The organism is Syntrophomonas sp. UBA1041, from assembly GCF_002316705.1.
Taxonomy (GTDB): domain Bacteria; phylum Bacillota; class Syntrophomonadia; order Syntrophomonadales; family Syntrophomonadaceae; genus DTU019.
Genome location: NZ_DCEA01000103.1, coordinates 18,614 through 33,708, shown reverse-complemented (window position 1 = coordinate 33,708; position 15,095 = coordinate 18,614). Strand labels below are relative to the sequence as shown.

The window sequence follows — 15,095 nt, the reverse complement described above, 5'->3', positions numbered from 1 at the left end:
GCAATCATGTCTTATTTACTAAGCGGGCGGGGAGTTGTAATCGCTGTCTGCCTCATATTTCTTATTTCAAGTCTGACAATATACTTTAATAATCCGGCAATAGTGACAAGATTGTGTCAATTTTACCTGCCCGGGGCCATAATGAGTGCAGCACTTTTTATCGCTTTTTACGCGTTTTGGCAGCAGCGCAACCGTGAGTCGAAAAAACCTGCTTCAGGATGTGTTAACAGCTATGAGCGGGATATAGCACACTGCCAGTCTATGATCCTCAACCAACTGCCGCATAGTATCCTGGTCTTAAACCCTGACGGCATGCTGCTCTACCAAAATGCGCCCGCCGAAAAGCTGTTTGAATTGAATGAAGCCACGGTAGTGGACGAAGCTGTCCTGGCCGAGATCTTATCGATTTCCCAACCTGACCTCCTGGAGGTGCAGACCGGTTTAGCTAACAATAATAGTGTTCAGTTTGAATCTAAGCGCATTGTCAATGAGCAGGAACGATTCTTCAGATACCGTATTGAGCTTATAGAGGATCTGCCCAATTGTCAGGTCATCACCGCAACAGATATTACCGAAACCGTTATTACCCTCCATGAATCCGAGTCCGCCAACCAGGCAAAAAGTCAATTCCTGGCTAATATCAGCCATGAAATCAGAACCCCCATGATAGGTGTGCTGGGCTCGGTGGACTTGTTGGAGCAAAGCGCTTTGAACCGTAACCAACAGGAAAATTTAAATGTGATTAGAGAATGCAGCGAACAATTGCTGGCGATTATCAACGAAATTCTCGATGTATCCAAAATCGAAGTTGGCCTGGTCAACCTCAACCCTACTTGCTGCCGCATCCGCCCCCTGCTCAGCCGGTCCTTGAAAATCGTGGAGCCATTGTTACAGGCCAAAGGTTTAAAGGTACAGTTAAACGTTGACGAAGAACTGCCCGAGATGATCTATTTGGATCAGGCCAAGATGCAGCAGATACTGAGTAATGTACTGAGCAATGCAGTAAAATTCACACATCAGGGCTCGGTCACCATTGAAGCCTGCAAAAGCGGCTCCCCTGACGACCCGCGCCTGGCAGTGGCCGTTAAGGATACCGGCATCGGCATAAGCTCTGAAGAATTGCCGGAGATTTTCGCTCCCTTTACTCAGGCGGATAGTTCCACTACCCGTAAATACGGAGGAACCGGGCTGGGTTTATATATCTGCCAGAAGCTGGTCAATCTAATGGAGGGTACGATTCGGGCAGAAAGCCAGTTTGGAATAGGCACCACCATCTATATAGAAATACCCTTGCAGGAGGCTGCAGGGACTGCTGAGCCAAATCACGGCGGCATATCACCGGCAGCACAAACTGCTGACAACGCTGTACTGAATTTTGACCCCGCCCGCATTCTTGTCACTGAAGACAATTTATTGAATCAAAAAATTGTTTCACAGATGCTGCATAATTATGGCTTCTACTGCCGTGTGGTAAGCAATGGCCTGGAATGCCTGAACGCCCTGCATCAAGAGTCGTTCGATGTAGTTTTGCTGGATATGCAGATGCCCGTTATGGACGGATATGAAACTGCCGGGATAATTCGCCAGGATGCCAGCCTCAATCATGTGGCGGTTATCGCCATGACCGCCAATTCCATGGTGGGTGACCGGGAAAAATGTCTGGCCAGCGGTTGTACCGATTATATCTCCAAGCCCTTTAAAGCCAGGGAACTGGCGGAAATAATAACTCAGCACCTGCCTCAACAGAACAGAGACACCGCCTTGGAAAATGACAGATTGCTCATCAATGAGCTGATGCCTGAGCTTCTCGAAATGCTGGGTGAAATGCTGGAATCCCTGTACGCCTCCTGGAGAAAAAAAGACCTGCCCGGATTGCAGAGCCTGGGGCACGACATTAAGGGTACTGCCGGCATGTATGGCCTGGCAGCCATTTCACAGCTGGCCGGCAAATTGGAAAAAGCCGCCCGGGAGCATGATTTTCAAAAGATAACCTCTATTATCGGCGATCTGGAAGAAAAATACGCTCAGATCAGGGTTCAGTTCTTGGGGCAGAACGCAAACAGTCTTAAAGTCTAAATAACCGGCTTAAATATTGACAGTTCGCGGCTGTTCAATTATATTTACCATCATATTCAGGTGTGAAGGGAATAATTGAAATGGCCATACACATTATAACTGACAGTACGGCATACCTCACTGAAAGTATGCTGAAAGACGAGGATATTCGGGTAGTCCCTCTTAATGTAATGATGCAAGGCAGACAGTACCGGGAAGGTATAGATTTAAGCAATCGCGAATGCTACCAGGTCATGCGCAGTCAACCGGTCTTTCCGACTACCTCGCAGCCGTCAGCCGGCGATTTTTTAGAAGTCTACCGCTCACTGCCCCTCGGCGACGAAGCCCTGGTGATAGTGATATCCTCGCGTCTCTCCGGCACCTGGCATTCTGCGGAGATGGCCCAGGGGCTGCTGAACCGGAGTGATGTCAGGATTCATGTAATAGATTCATGGTCTTCTACCATAGGTCTGGCTCTGCAGATAATAAGGGTCTGCGAAATGCGCCAGGACGGGCAGGGCATGGATGCCATCCTGAATGAGTTGAAACGTATGATCCCCAAGACCAAAGTATTTTTCGTGGTAGATAATCTGGAATACCTGTCAAGAGGCGGGCGCATCGGCCCGGCCGCCAAATATTTCGGCAACATGCTGCAGATCAAGCCGATTTTGTACTTGCATGAAGGCAAAATAGATGTGTTTGACAAGATCCGCACCAAACACAAGGCAGTAACCCGGATTGTGGAGGCTTTTTCCGCCCTGTCTCCCCAGGTGGAGAAACTGGCCGTTACCCATGTGGACGCACCGGAAGAAGCCGAAGAATTGAGACAGCGCTTAGCCCAAATTTACTCCGGACCTATCTACGTCAGAGAGACCGGCCCGGTCATAGGCGCCCATGTCGGGCCCGGCACCATCGGCCTGGCTTATTATTAAAGGAAACAGCCGCACCAGAAACTAGTTCTCCCAGTGCGTCCGCCTATTTTATTCCATCTTTTTGCCGACAGCGGAATGGTCGCGGCCGGTAAAATAATTATACCAGGCTGAGGTATGATATAGGTCCCAGTTAACCGGCGGTACATAAAGATTTTCCAGTTGGCTCTCTTCATGGTAAGCCTTGAGCATGGCATAGGCTTTTACCCAAATACATTTTTTCTGCTGGGGATATACCTCGCACCAGCCGTTCATACTGCCGCCGCAAGCTCCATTGCGTTGGTTTTTCGGGCATTGCGCCATGGGGCACAGATAAGCGATATCCAGCAAGGCGCAATCACCGCAATCCTGGCAGCCGTTGCCTATCACTTTCAGCAAGTGCTCAAGCCGGTATTTTTCGGGGTTTTTATTCCCTTTATAGTATTTTGCCATGAGGGGGAACAGATGACCGCCAGGCTGGAAAAAAACCTGATGGAACCAGCGCATCAAGCGGTGATTGGCGCTAACCGGATACTCGGGCACTAAACCGGTCCGGTTGACCGGAGTCTTGGTATTAAGTCCGTTGGCATGATCTGGTTCATAATAATAAAAGCCGCCGGTTTGAGGGTAATCGAACTCAGGTATCAGCTTCATCCAGTCAGAGCTGAGTTCTTCCCCTTTTTCGGTGATGTATGCAACCTGTTCATATTTGAGATTATGCCCCCCCAGGTGCACCCCGTCAAAGCCCATGCCTTTCATAAAGGCGTACATTTTGGCGGCCCGCAGCAGGCGAGCCCCGCTGCCTTTGTCCTCATCATTTCGTTCTTGGTCTATTTGTTCTAAAAGCCGGTCGGTAACCACGCTGCCCGGCAGCTGGTTGGCGTTCATCATTTTAGCAGCGCCGAAAGGCAGGACATAGATGTTGCCTATCACTGGCAGTTCGGGGCGATAAAGCTTTACAAACTGCAAGGCCTCATGAAATTTGCGGGCGTCGAAACCCAGCTGGGTAATGACAAAACGGGCGCCATGATCGATCTTTTTCTTAAGTTTATAATACTGTGCCATCAGTTCGGCTTCACTGGCCTTAAACGGTGAAACCACGCAGCCGGCGAAGAAGCGGGTGGGCTGGCAGGGGTTAGCCCCCGCAGAGGGTTCGCTGGCGCCGTTATTCAAACTGTTTATTAAATCCAGCAGCTGCACCGGGTCCAGGTCGAAAACCGGTTTGGGCCGGCCTTTAAATCCACTGCTGGGGTAGTCGCCGCTCATGACCAAGAGGTTTTCCACACCGGCCCGCTCCAGGGCGTACAACTCGGACTCGATTTGATTGCGGTTTTTGTCTTTACAGGTAAAATGGATAAGCGCCTCTATGCCCAGCTTTTGAATCTCTATCCCCAGGCAACTAGCTGACAAGGCGGGCCGCCCCCCAGGATTATCGGTGATGGTCACGGCGTGAATCCTGCCGTCAGCAGCGGCTAGTCTAGCCGCTTTTACCGCATCTTGCTGGGATTTTTCATGTGCTCCCCGGCCTGGCACCAATTCCCAGGTTACACAGAAGCTGTTTTTATTTAATAACGATTCTGCAAAGCGGCTGTTCATCTGCTTCACTTCCCTTTAACAACTGCACTGGAGGCATAAATCCAAAGATACATGTCATTACCACCAGGCCCAAGAGCCAACGATTGTCCACAGGTCAGGATATATTGAATTATAACATAATTCAGTTATCATCATTATGAATCGCGACCAGCCCTGTAGATGGGTTCATAGTTGGTCAGCAAGGAATAAATGCTTATCAATATAAAAATGCAGTAAGGTATAATATACGGGTAGTCGAGATTTAAGGCCAGTGCAGGTCATGGGATTTTGTAAGAAAGGTATTCATCGCCATGAGACAGTCAATCGAGCAACCCTACATTTTTGATGGAGCCATGGGAACTTATTATGCCAGCCGGGCGGTGAATCCGGTAAGCCCGTGTGAACTGGCCAATCTGTACGACCCGGCCACTATCGTAAGCATCCATCGTGAATATATCTCGGCCGGTTGTCAGGCCATCAAGACCAATACCTTTGGGGCTAACCGGATCAGCCTGAATCGTGATTTTGAAACTGTCAGGGAAGTCATCTGCCGGGGTTACCGTCTGGCCGAAGAGGCGGTACGCGGTACTCAGGTGCAGGTGTTCGCCGACATTGGTCCCATACCCGGGGATGATACCGCCGACATTGGGGAGCAGTATCAGGAAATTGTGAATGTATTCCTGGACCTGGGAGCGTCACACTTCATATTTGAAACCTTTAGCAGTGCCGACGATCTGCTGGAAGTGTCTCAATATATCAAAGACCACAACCCCCAGGCTTATATACTGGCAGAATTCGCAGTATCACCGGAAGGTTTGACCCGAATGGGCATATCCGGTCATCAACTGCTGGAAAAAGTATGGCAATGGCCCAGCATCGATGCCTGTGGTTTTAACTGCTATTCCGGACCTTCACATTTATTGGAATACATCAAAACTTTCGACATCCGGGACAAAATCATCTCGGTTATGCCCAATTCGGGCTATCCCACCACGGTAAACAACCGCATCTACTTCAATAACAGCAAGGAATATTTCGCTGGCAAAATGCTGGAGCTGGCCAGACAAGGGGTCGCCATCCTGGGAGGTTGCTGCGGCACCACCCCTGCCTATATCCGTGAAACGGTGGCCCGTCTTAAAGGCCTGACGGTGGGAGAAATCGTGCAGAAGACCGCTCAGCCGCAAGCGTTCCGGGTCAAAGTCCCCTTAGAGAATCCGCTGACGGATAAAATCAAACAGGGAAAAAAGGTGCTTGCTGTAGAGCTGGACCCGCCTATCGATACGGACATCGATTTCTTTATGGAAGGAGCGCAGCTTCTCAAACAAGCCGGGGTGGACGCCATTACCATTGCCGACTGCCCGCTGGCCAGGGCCAGGGTGGACAGCAGCCTGATGGCCTGCAAATTGAAAAGAGAACTGGATATTACCCCGATTCCTCATATGACCTGCCGGGACCGCAATATCAACGCCACCAAAGCCCTCTTGCTGGGACTTAGCATCGAGGGCGTCAACAATGTTTTGGTGGTCACCGGCGACCCGGTTCCCACCGCCCAGCGCGACGAAATCAAGGGGATATTCAGCTTCAATTCAGCCGTACTGGCAGGCTATATCCGAAATCTGAACGAAACCGTGTTTTCGTCCCCTTTTAACATTTGCGCGGCTTTAAATGTAAATGCCAGAAATTTTGGCAGCCAGCTGCAGCGGGCGCAAAAGAAAATCGCTCAGGGCGTGACCATGTTCCTGACCCAGCCGGTGCTGAGCCGGCAGGCGGTTGAGAATATCAAAAAAGCCCGTCAGGAGTTAAATGCCAGCATCCTGGGAGGCATTCTGCCTATCATGAGCCACCGCAATGCCTGCTTTATGAACAATGAGGTGGCGGGCATATATGTTGCGGAGGAAATCGTGGAACAATACCGGGATATTCCCAGAGAAGAAGCCCACCGGCTAGCGGTGGAGGTATCCATAGATATGGCTAGCCAGATATATGATTATGTAGACGGATATTATCTGATAACGCCTTTTAAGCGCGTCGATATCATTACTGCCATAATCGCCGGGATACGCAATTTGACTGTCTAATGGAGCTACTCCCGGGCTAGTTGTGGACAGCTCAGGATGATAAAGGGACGGTTTCCCAACCGTCCCATGTAAATCGCTTCCTAATGCCACCGGCTTTACATATTCTTTATCAATTCATCCGCAAACTGTGAGCATTTAACCTCGGTGGCCCCTTCCATCAGTCGGGCGAAGTCGTAAGTCACCACTTTGCCGGCGATGGTCTTTTCCACCGCCGCTATGATCAGATCAGCGGCCTCATTCCATTGCAAATGGCGCAGCATCATCTCCCCGGACAGTATCACCGAGGAAGGATTGACTTTATCCAGACCGGCGTACTTGGGTGCGGTTCCGTGGGTGGCCTCAAAAATGGCATGCCCGGTCACATAGTTGATGTTAGCCCCGGGGGCGATGCCGATGCCGCCTACCTGTGCCGCCAGGGCGTCTGAAATATAATCGCCGTTGAGGTTTAAGGTGGCCACCACATCGAATTCACGCGGCCGGGTCAATATCTGCTGCAGGAAGATATCCGCAATAGCATCCTTGATGATTATTTTGCCGGCCTTTTCCGCTTCGGCCTGGGCCGCATCAGCGGCGTCGCCGCCCAGTTCATCCTTGATGCGGTCATACTCCGCCCAGGTGAACACCCTGGAGCCAAACTCGCTTTCAGCCAGCTCATAACCCCAGTTTTTAAACGCGCCTTCGGTATATTTCATGATGTTGCCTTTATGGACCAGGGTTACACTTTTGCGCCCGTTTTCCAGGGCATATTGGATGGCAGCCCGTACCAGGCGCTGGCTGCCTTGTTCGGAAACCGGTTTGATTCCCATGCCTGAGCTTTCCGGGAAGCGTATCTTGGTAACACCCAGTTCCCGTTGCAGGAAGTCGATCAATTTCCTGGCTTCAGCCGAGTCGTGGGAATACTCGATACCGGCATAGATGTCCTCGGTGTTCTCCCGGAAGATGACCATGTCGGTATCCTCCGGCTTCTTGACCGGTGACGGCACCCCCGGGAAATAACGCACCGGGCGCAGGCACACATATAGGTCCAGCTCCTGACGCAAGGCTACATTCAGGGAGCGTATGCCTCCTCCAATCGGAGTGGTAAGCGGTCCTTTGATGGCAATGATATATTCGCGGATAACATCCAGGGTCTCCGGCGGCAGCCATTCGCCGGTGAGATTAAAGGCCTTCTCTCCCGCCAAAACCTCATTCCAGACAACACTACGGCGGCCCTGATAGGCCTTATCTACCGCCGCATCCAGGACTCGTGAAGCCGCCGCCCATATATCGGGGCCGGTTCCATCCCCTATGATAAAAGGAATTATGGGATGGTCAGGCACATGTAAGACACCATCCTTAACCGTGATCTTTTCGCCCGGGGTGAGAGTCATATACAAATAACCTCCTCATAAATTCGCCTGTCATAAATAGGATTGGACTAGATACCCGGAGAGGCTCCCTAGTCGAAATTGAAAGTGCCGTATTTCTTGAAATGCTCGACCAAACCGCCGTCGGAGAGGATCTTGAGCATAACCGCCGGCAATGGGGTGGTGGGTATATCAATGTTCTTGGTGAGATTGTGCACCACACCGGCTTGCAGATCTATATCTAATTCATCACCGGCATCGATCAAGTCAGTGTTGCATTCTACCAGAGGCAGGCCGGTATTGATGCAATTACGATAGAATATGCGGGCAAAGGACTTGGCCAGAACCACACTGATGTCAGCATTGATAATCGCCAAAGGGGCTTGTTCCCGGGATGATCCGCAACCGAAGTTCCGCCCCGCCACGATAAAGTCGCCTTTGCTCACCTTGTTGTAGAAATCGGGGTCCAGGTCCTCCATAACATGTTTGGCCAATTCTTTCATATCGAGGGTTTTAAATTTATGTCTTCCCGAAATGATGTAATCGGTGTTAACATCATCCCCAAATTTATGGCTTTTACCGCGTAAACTCAACTGCTCGGCCTCCTCACCTTATTTAATATAGTCCCGGGGGTCAGTAATGACACCGGTCAACACCGAAGCTGCTACTGTGGCCGGGGATGCCAGATATATAAATGCCTTGTTGTTCCCCATGCGTCCTTTGAAATTGCGGTTGGCAGTTGAGATCACATTTTCGCCGTCAGACGGCACACCATTGTGGGTGCCAACGCAAGGACCGCAACCCGGTGTTACCACGGCTGCGCCGGATTCCACGAAAGTCTCCAGAAGCCCCTCGCGAATAGCCTGCAGCATCACCTGCCGTGAAGAAGGGGCTACGATGAGGCGAACCCCGGGGCGAATCCGCCGCCCTTTCAGTATGGCTGCGGCAATGCGCAGATCCTCAATGCGCCCGTTGGTGCAAGTGCCGATAACCCCTTGCTGAATGGGTGTTCCCGCTACTTCAGTGATCGGGGAGACATTGTCGACGGTATGCGGTTTGGCAACCTGGGGCTCCAGATTGGAAACATCGTATTCCTTGACCTGGGCGTAAACTGCGTCGGGATCGGCCTTCACCGGAGCGAAGGGGCGTTTGCCATGTTCTTCGACCCAGGCCCGGGTTTTGTCATCAGCTTCCATCAGGCCCACCTTGGCGCCCATTTCAATGGCCATATTGCTGATGGTGAAACGGGCTTCGACGGATAGGGCGTCAATGGCCGGGCCGACATATTCGGCAGCCATATAGGTAGCGCCATCTGCAGTCACATCTCCAATCAGATGGAGTATCAAGTCTTTAGAGTAAACCCCGGGAGGCAAAGTACCATTAACCACGAATTTGAAGGTTTCGGGGACCTTAAACCACAACTTCCCGGAAATTAAGCCGGCCGCCAGGTCGGTTGATCCGACTCCGGTGGAAAAGGCGTTGATAGCCCCGTAAGTGCAGGTATGTGAATCAGCTCCAATAACCAGGTCGCCTGAAACCACATGGCCCTGCTCCGGCACCAGCTGATGGCATACGCCTTCTCCGATGTCATAAAGGAAAATACCCTGCTGATCGGCGAACCGGCGCATCTGATCATGCAGTTCCGACACCCCCTGTAAAGGGCTGGGAGCACTGTGGTCAATGACCATAGCGATCTTTGCCGGGTCAAACACCTTTTTGGCTTCCATTTCCTGAAAGGCCTGAATGGCCAGCGGTGAAGTGCCATCCTGCCCCATTATGAAGTCCAGGTCAGCCACCACGATATCATTGGCTCTGGCATCCTGGCCGCTCTTTAACGACAGAATCTTCTCAGCTATTGTCTTGCCCAAAGCGGTCCCCTCTTCCTTTGATATAGTCTTCATAGATGTACATCAATTCTTTGTCAAACAATGATCTCTTGAGATCGATGGCCATCTGGCGCACCTTTCCCAATAATTCCTCGGCTTCTTTTTTGGAAAGTTCAATGCCATATTCTTTCGTAAATTTGGAGGCCACCGCGGCTGATCCGGAATGCTTGCCGATGACGATCTGCCGCTCTAAACCGACCTCTTCCGGTGAAAACACCTCGTAGGTAAGGGGATTCTTGAGAACCCCGTCACCGTGAATTCCGGATTCATGGAAAAATATGTTGCGCCCTACTATGGGTTTATTGACCGGCAATATCCTTCCTGAAGCCCGGGCTACATATTCCGCCACTTCCCTGAAGATGGTGGTGTTGTAAGGCAATTTCATGCCTATGAGGTACTTTAAAACCATAATCATTTCCTGCAGGCAGGTGTTGCCCGCCCGTTCTCCCAAACCATTTATGGTAACCCCCACATACTTAGCCCCGGCATAGACACCCGACAGGGCATTGGCAGTCGCCATACCGAAATCATTATGAGTGTGCATTTCCACATCGATGCCTACCGCATCGATCAGGGTCTTAATATAGCGATAGGTGGTCAGCGGGGTCAGTATACCCACGGTGTCGCAGAACCTTAAGCGGTCAGCCCCGGCATGTTTGGCCACCAGGGCAAATTCGGTCAAGAATTCCGGATTGGACCTGGAGGCATCTTCAGCATTAACCGAGACGTACATGCCTTGGTCTTTAGCAAATTCGCAGGCCTGCTGCATGCGGTTTAACACATCCTGCCGGGTAGTCTGCAGTTTGTGTTCGATATGGATGTCGGATGTAGAAATAGATATAGCTACAGCGTCAACGCCGCAGCAGATGGATTCCTTGATGTCGGAGATCACCGCCCGATTCCAGGCCATAACGCTGGCTTTGAGCCCCAGGCTGACAATCTGTTTGATGCACTCCTTTTCGAAACCGCCCATAACCGGTATACCGGCTTCAATTTGATCAATCCCAACACTGTCAAGAAACTTGGCAATTCTTACCTTCTCCGCGTTGGCAAAGACTACCCCTGCGGTTTGCTCCCCATCGCGCAGGGTAGTATCTACGATGCTGATTTTAGCGTTTTCATCCATAAACCATTCTCGGCCTCTGTCTATATCCATATAAGATTCACTCCTCTCTTACCCTTTCAGGGTCAGGTTTCCCCATCACTTGAATATTGGTCTATCTATTACACTATTGGGCCGACAAACACTTATCAATTAATTGATTCACCAGGGTGGGATTGGCCTGGCCTTTGGTGGCCTTCATAACCTGCCCTACTAAAAACCCGGCCGCTTTTTGCTTGCCGCCCAGGTAGTCTTCAACCACTTTGGGATTGGCCTTTAAAACCTCTTCTATCATAGCAATCAAGGTATCTTGATCCGATATCTGAGCCAGGCCTTTTTCCTTGACAATTCCCTGCGGTTCATTTCCGCTGGCAAACATTTCAGCAAATATGTCTTTGGCCATTTTACCGCTAATAGTACCTTCATCAACCATTTTCAACAGGGCTGCCAAATGACCGGGCTGAACCAGGCAAGCTGAAATCTCCATATTGCTCTGGTTAAGATATTTGTTTAACTCGCCCATCATCCAGTTGGCTACGGCTTTGGGCTGGGAAAAATCAACTACGCACTGGTCAAAGTAAGCCAGGTATTCCGGAGTTGAGGTTAAAATGGCCACGTCATAAGGCGGCAGCCCATATTCATCCATCAATCTCTGCTGGGCCTGATGAGGCAGTTCCGGCATCTCCCGGGCAATACTCTCCACCCATTCTGGGCTGATCATCAGAGGCGGCAGGTCCGGCTCCGGGAAATATCGATAGTCATGGGCCTCTTCCTTGCTGCGCATGGAGCGCGTGACCTGTTTCTCCTCATCCCAGGTGCGGGTTTCCTGCACGATGAGCTCACCGTCATCCAGGGCATCCATCTGCCTCCGGGCTTCATATTCTATAGCCTTTTCCAGAGCCCGAAAAGAGTTGAGATTCTTAATTTCGGTTCTGGTCCCCAGTTTCGCCTCGCCCCAGGGCCTTACCGAGACATTGGCGTCGCAGCGCAGAGACCCTTCCTGCATCTTGCAATCGGATACCCCCGCAAACAGCATGGTGGAGCGCAGCTTTTCCAAATATTCCCGGGCTTCTGCGGCGCTTCTCATATCAGGCTGGGATACTATCTCCAACAATGGGACCCCGGAGCGGTTCAAGTCCACCAGTGAGAAGGCGGTCTGAGTGATGCTGCCCTGATGCACTAATTTGCCGGCATCCTCTTCCATGTGCGCCCGGACAATACCGATCCGCTTGGTCCGGCCCTCAACATAAATGTCCAGATAACCGTTGAGGCAAATGGGCAGATCAAATTGCGAGATTTGATAAGCCTTGGGCAGATCCGGATAGAAGTAATTCTTGCGGTCAAACTTGCTATAGGGAGAAATTTCACAATTCAAGGCCAAGCCGGCCCGAATGGCGTAGTCCACTACTTGCTGGTTCAATACCGGAAGCATGCCGGGAAAGCCTGAGCAAACCGGGCATACATTGGTGTTCGGCTCGGCTCCGAAGCTGTTCGAGCAAGCGCAGAATATCTTGGTTTTGGTTTTCAGTTCCACATGAACTTCCAAACCTATAACAATCTCGTAATCGTACTTTTCCACTATTTCACCCCCAAACCGGGTCTGGCCAAATGGAAGCTGGTAGCCTGTTCAAACGCATACGCCGCCTTAATGATAGTTCCTTCATCAAAGGGCTTGCCGATCAACTGCATGCCTACCGGCATCCCCCCGGCGAAGCCGCAGGGAATTGACATTCCCGGTAAACCGGCCATATTAATGGGAACGGTCAGAATATCATTCATATATAGCGTCAATGGGTCTCCGGTCTGTTCTCCCAGTTTAAAAGCCACGGTAGGAGCGGTTGGAGCCGCTATTACATCGAAATCCTCAAACACTCTGTCGAAGTCATTCTTCAAAAGGCGGCGAACCTTTAAAGCTTTAAGGTAGTAGGCATCGTAATAACCCGAACTCAGCGCATAGGTCCCCAACATGATGCGGCGTTTGACATCGGACCCGAATCCCAGAGCCCGGCTTTGGGAGAACATGTCCACCACATTCTCCGCTGAGAAATCCCGCAGCCCATACCTGACCCCGTCATACCTGGCCAAATTGGCGCTGGCCTCAGCGGTGGCCACCAGATAATAGGCCGGCAAGGCATATTCGCTGTGGGGCAAGGAGACTTCGTCTATGACCGCCCCCAGGGAATCATAGGTTTTTAAGGCCTGCACTACGGCCGACTTCACCTCATCATTGACCCCTTGCTGGAAATATTCGCGGGGATAGGCGATCTTCAGGCCCTTGATATCATTTTGCAAACTCTCCGCGTAATCAGGAACCGCTATATCGATACTGGTCGAATCCAGGGGGTCATGTCCGGCAATGGTTTGCAGCACCAGGGCACAGTCGGCTACATCGCGGGTAAAAACCCCCACCTGATCAAGTGATGAAGCATAGGCGATTACCCCCCAGCGGGAAACCCGGCCATAGGTCGGTTTCAACCCGACCACCCCACAGTAGGATGCGGGTTGGCGGATAGAGCCTCCGGTGTCGGTCCCCAGGCTGAAGGGGATTTCACCCGCCGCTACTGCGGCAGCAGATCCCCCTGACGACCCCCCCGGCACCCTGCTGTGGTCCCAGGGGTTGTGGGTGGGGAAAAAGGCTGATTGTTCTGTGGAAGAGCCCATGGCAAACTCGTCCATATTCAGCTTACCCACCATAATGCCGCCGGCTTCAATCAGGCGTCCAGCCACGGTTGCATCGTAATTGGGCACAAAATTTTCCAAAATCCTGGAAGCGCAGGTGGTTAATACCCCGCGGGTGCAGAATATATCTTTTAAGCCATAGGGAATCCCTGACAGGCCCCGGTAATTACCCTGTTTGTCGACAAGACGGGCGCTGTTCCGGGCATTATCCTCCAGAAGAGTAATAAATGCCCGCACATCAGGTTCGACTTCCTTAATTCGCCCCAGACAGGAGTCCAAAATCTCTTCGGAAGTGATTTCTTTTTTTTCCAGGCGGGTTTTCAATTGATGAATTGTTAAATCACAAAGCTGCACCTTATCACCCCTTTAAATAATCTTGGGCACTTTATATTGCCCATCTTCTGCCATAGGGGCGTTGGCCAGCATCTCTTCCCGGTCGGGACTGCTTTTGACCGCATCCTCGCGAAATACGTTGGATACCGGCAGGATATGGTCCAATGGTTCTATATTCTCAGTATCGAGCTTCTTGAGGCGATCAGCATACTCCAGGATTGCTCCCAGCTGCTCGGCAAGTTGTTCCTTTTCCATCTGGCTCAAGCTGAGACGCGCCAGTAATGCCACATGTTCAACCTCTGCAATAGTTAGAGCCATTCTGTTTTCCTCGCTTACAGGTCAAATTTTTTTCATCATATTATATCATTATATCAATTTCAGGTCACTAAACACCAATACAACATGCCTACCCTTATTTTCCAGCCATCCCCATGAGCCCAACCATAATCGGCGCCAGCAGCAGCGCAGGCAAGAGGTTGGCGATGCGAATCCTGGTAACGCCGATGATATTAAGTCCCAAGGCAGTTATGATCAGTCCCCCCAGGGAGGTGATGGTGTTCATCATCAAAGGCGTCAGAACGGGCTGAAGCCATACCGCGCCAATACTGATAGTGCCTTGATATATCAGAACGGGCAGGAATGAAAATACCACCCCGGCCCCGTAGTTGGCGCTGAAAACCAGTGCAAAAATGCCGTCCAGTAACGCCTTTACGCTCAACACATCGTAATTGCCGGTCAACCCGTCTTCAAGCGCTCCCACTATCCCCATAGCCCCCACGCAAAAGAGCAGACTGGCGGCAATAAAACCCTCTACAAATCGATTGCCTTCGGCCCGGAAGACTTGCTGCACCTTATCGCCCCATATTTGCAGGCGTTGTTCCCATTGCTGCCATTCGCCTATCACCGCACCGAGAGCCAAACTGCTGCCCAGGACAGCCCAATGATCGGCCTTGAGGGCATATTGCAGGCCGATCGCTACTACCACCATCCCCAGCCCATCCTGAATGGTTCGATTGAAATTCTCCGGGATACCCTTGCGGAACAATAATCCCAAAAGCCCGCCTAAAACGATAGCCAAAGCATTAATCAAGGTTCCCAGCATCTGTTATAACCCCCACGAATAAATATATATT

At 51.1% G+C, this 15,095-nt stretch carries 12 protein-coding genes; 3 read left to right on the top strand and 9 right to left on the bottom strand.

The window, feature by feature from the left end:
• The first annotated feature begins 102 nt into the window (after window positions 1-102).
• Window positions 103-2,076 carry an ATP-binding protein gene (locus B2633_RS14930; RefSeq protein ID WP_483171510.1) on the top strand — a complete coding sequence of 658 codons (1,974 nt, stop codon included), beginning with the start codon at window positions 103-105 and terminating at the stop codon, window positions 2,074-2,076.
• 62 nt (window positions 2,077-2,138) lie between these two features.
• Window positions 2,139-2,987, top strand: coding sequence for a DegV family protein (locus B2633_RS14925; RefSeq protein WP_483171509.1), 849 nt, complete (start codon window positions 2,139-2,141; stop codon window positions 2,985-2,987).
• Window positions 2,988-3,035: 48 nt separating this feature from the next.
• On the opposite strand, the gene B2633_RS14920 is transcribed toward B2633_RS14925, so the two are convergent.
• Window positions 3,036-4,559, bottom strand: coding sequence for a methylenetetrahydrofolate reductase C-terminal domain-containing protein (locus tag B2633_RS14920; protein ID WP_483171508.1), 1,524 nt, complete (start codon window positions 4,557-4,559; stop codon window positions 3,036-3,038).
• A gap of 290 nt (window positions 4,560-4,849) precedes the next feature.
• Between B2633_RS14920 and B2633_RS14915 the strand changes: the two genes are divergently transcribed.
• Window positions 4,850-6,616 (top strand): bifunctional homocysteine S-methyltransferase/methylenetetrahydrofolate reductase, encoded by a 1,767-nt coding sequence (locus B2633_RS14915; RefSeq protein ID WP_483171507.1) that lies wholly within the window; start codon window positions 4,850-4,852, stop codon window positions 6,614-6,616.
• A 95-nt stretch (window positions 6,617-6,711) separates the two neighbouring features.
• Here B2633_RS14915 and icd read toward each other — a convergent pair whose 3' ends face one another.
• The 8 genes from icd to B2633_RS14875 form a co-directional block, all read right to left on the bottom strand.
• Window positions 6,712-7,986 carry an NADP-dependent isocitrate dehydrogenase gene (icd, locus tag B2633_RS14910; protein WP_483171506.1) on the bottom strand — a complete coding sequence of 425 codons (1,275 nt, stop codon included), beginning with the start codon at window positions 7,984-7,986 and terminating at the stop codon, window positions 6,712-6,714.
• A 68-nt stretch (window positions 7,987-8,054) separates the two neighbouring features.
• Window positions 8,055-8,555 (bottom strand): 3-isopropylmalate dehydratase small subunit, encoded by a 501-nt coding sequence (locus tag B2633_RS14905; RefSeq protein ID WP_481040883.1) that lies wholly within the window; start codon window positions 8,553-8,555, stop codon window positions 8,055-8,057.
• A gap of 18 nt (window positions 8,556-8,573) precedes the next feature.
• Complete coding sequence (locus B2633_RS14900; RefSeq protein ID WP_483171505.1) at window positions 8,574-9,830, bottom strand: 3-isopropylmalate dehydratase large subunit; 1,257 nt, start codon at window positions 9,828-9,830, stop codon at window positions 8,574-8,576.
• Window positions 9,811-11,004 (bottom strand): homocitrate synthase, encoded by a 1,194-nt coding sequence (gene nifV, locus B2633_RS14895; RefSeq protein ID WP_483171504.1) that lies wholly within the window; start codon window positions 11,002-11,004, stop codon window positions 9,811-9,813. Before nifV ends, B2633_RS14900 begins: the two co-directional genes overlap by 20 nt.
• Before the next feature lie 73 nt (window positions 11,005-11,077).
• Complete coding sequence (gatB, locus tag B2633_RS14890) at window positions 11,078-12,529, bottom strand: Asp-tRNA(Asn)/Glu-tRNA(Gln) amidotransferase subunit GatB (RefSeq protein WP_483171503.1); 1,452 nt, start codon at window positions 12,527-12,529, stop codon at window positions 11,078-11,080.
• Complete coding sequence (gene gatA / locus B2633_RS14885) at window positions 12,529-13,983, bottom strand: Asp-tRNA(Asn)/Glu-tRNA(Gln) amidotransferase subunit GatA (protein WP_483171502.1); 1,455 nt, start codon at window positions 13,981-13,983, stop codon at window positions 12,529-12,531. Before gatA ends, gatB begins: the two co-directional genes overlap by 1 nt.
• Window positions 13,984-13,995: 12 nt before the next feature.
• Window positions 13,996-14,280: an Asp-tRNA(Asn)/Glu-tRNA(Gln) amidotransferase subunit GatC gene (gene gatC, locus B2633_RS14880; RefSeq protein WP_483171501.1), complete on the bottom strand. Its 285-nt coding sequence runs from the start codon at window positions 14,278-14,280 to the stop codon at window positions 13,996-13,998.
• Window positions 14,281-14,374: 94 nt separating this feature from the next.
• The gene (locus B2633_RS14875) at window positions 14,375-15,064 is read right to left on the bottom strand and encodes a DUF554 domain-containing protein (protein WP_483171500.1); all 690 of its coding nucleotides are present in this window, start codon (window positions 15,062-15,064) and stop codon (window positions 14,375-14,377) included.
• Window positions 15,065-15,095 lie beyond the last annotated feature (31 nt).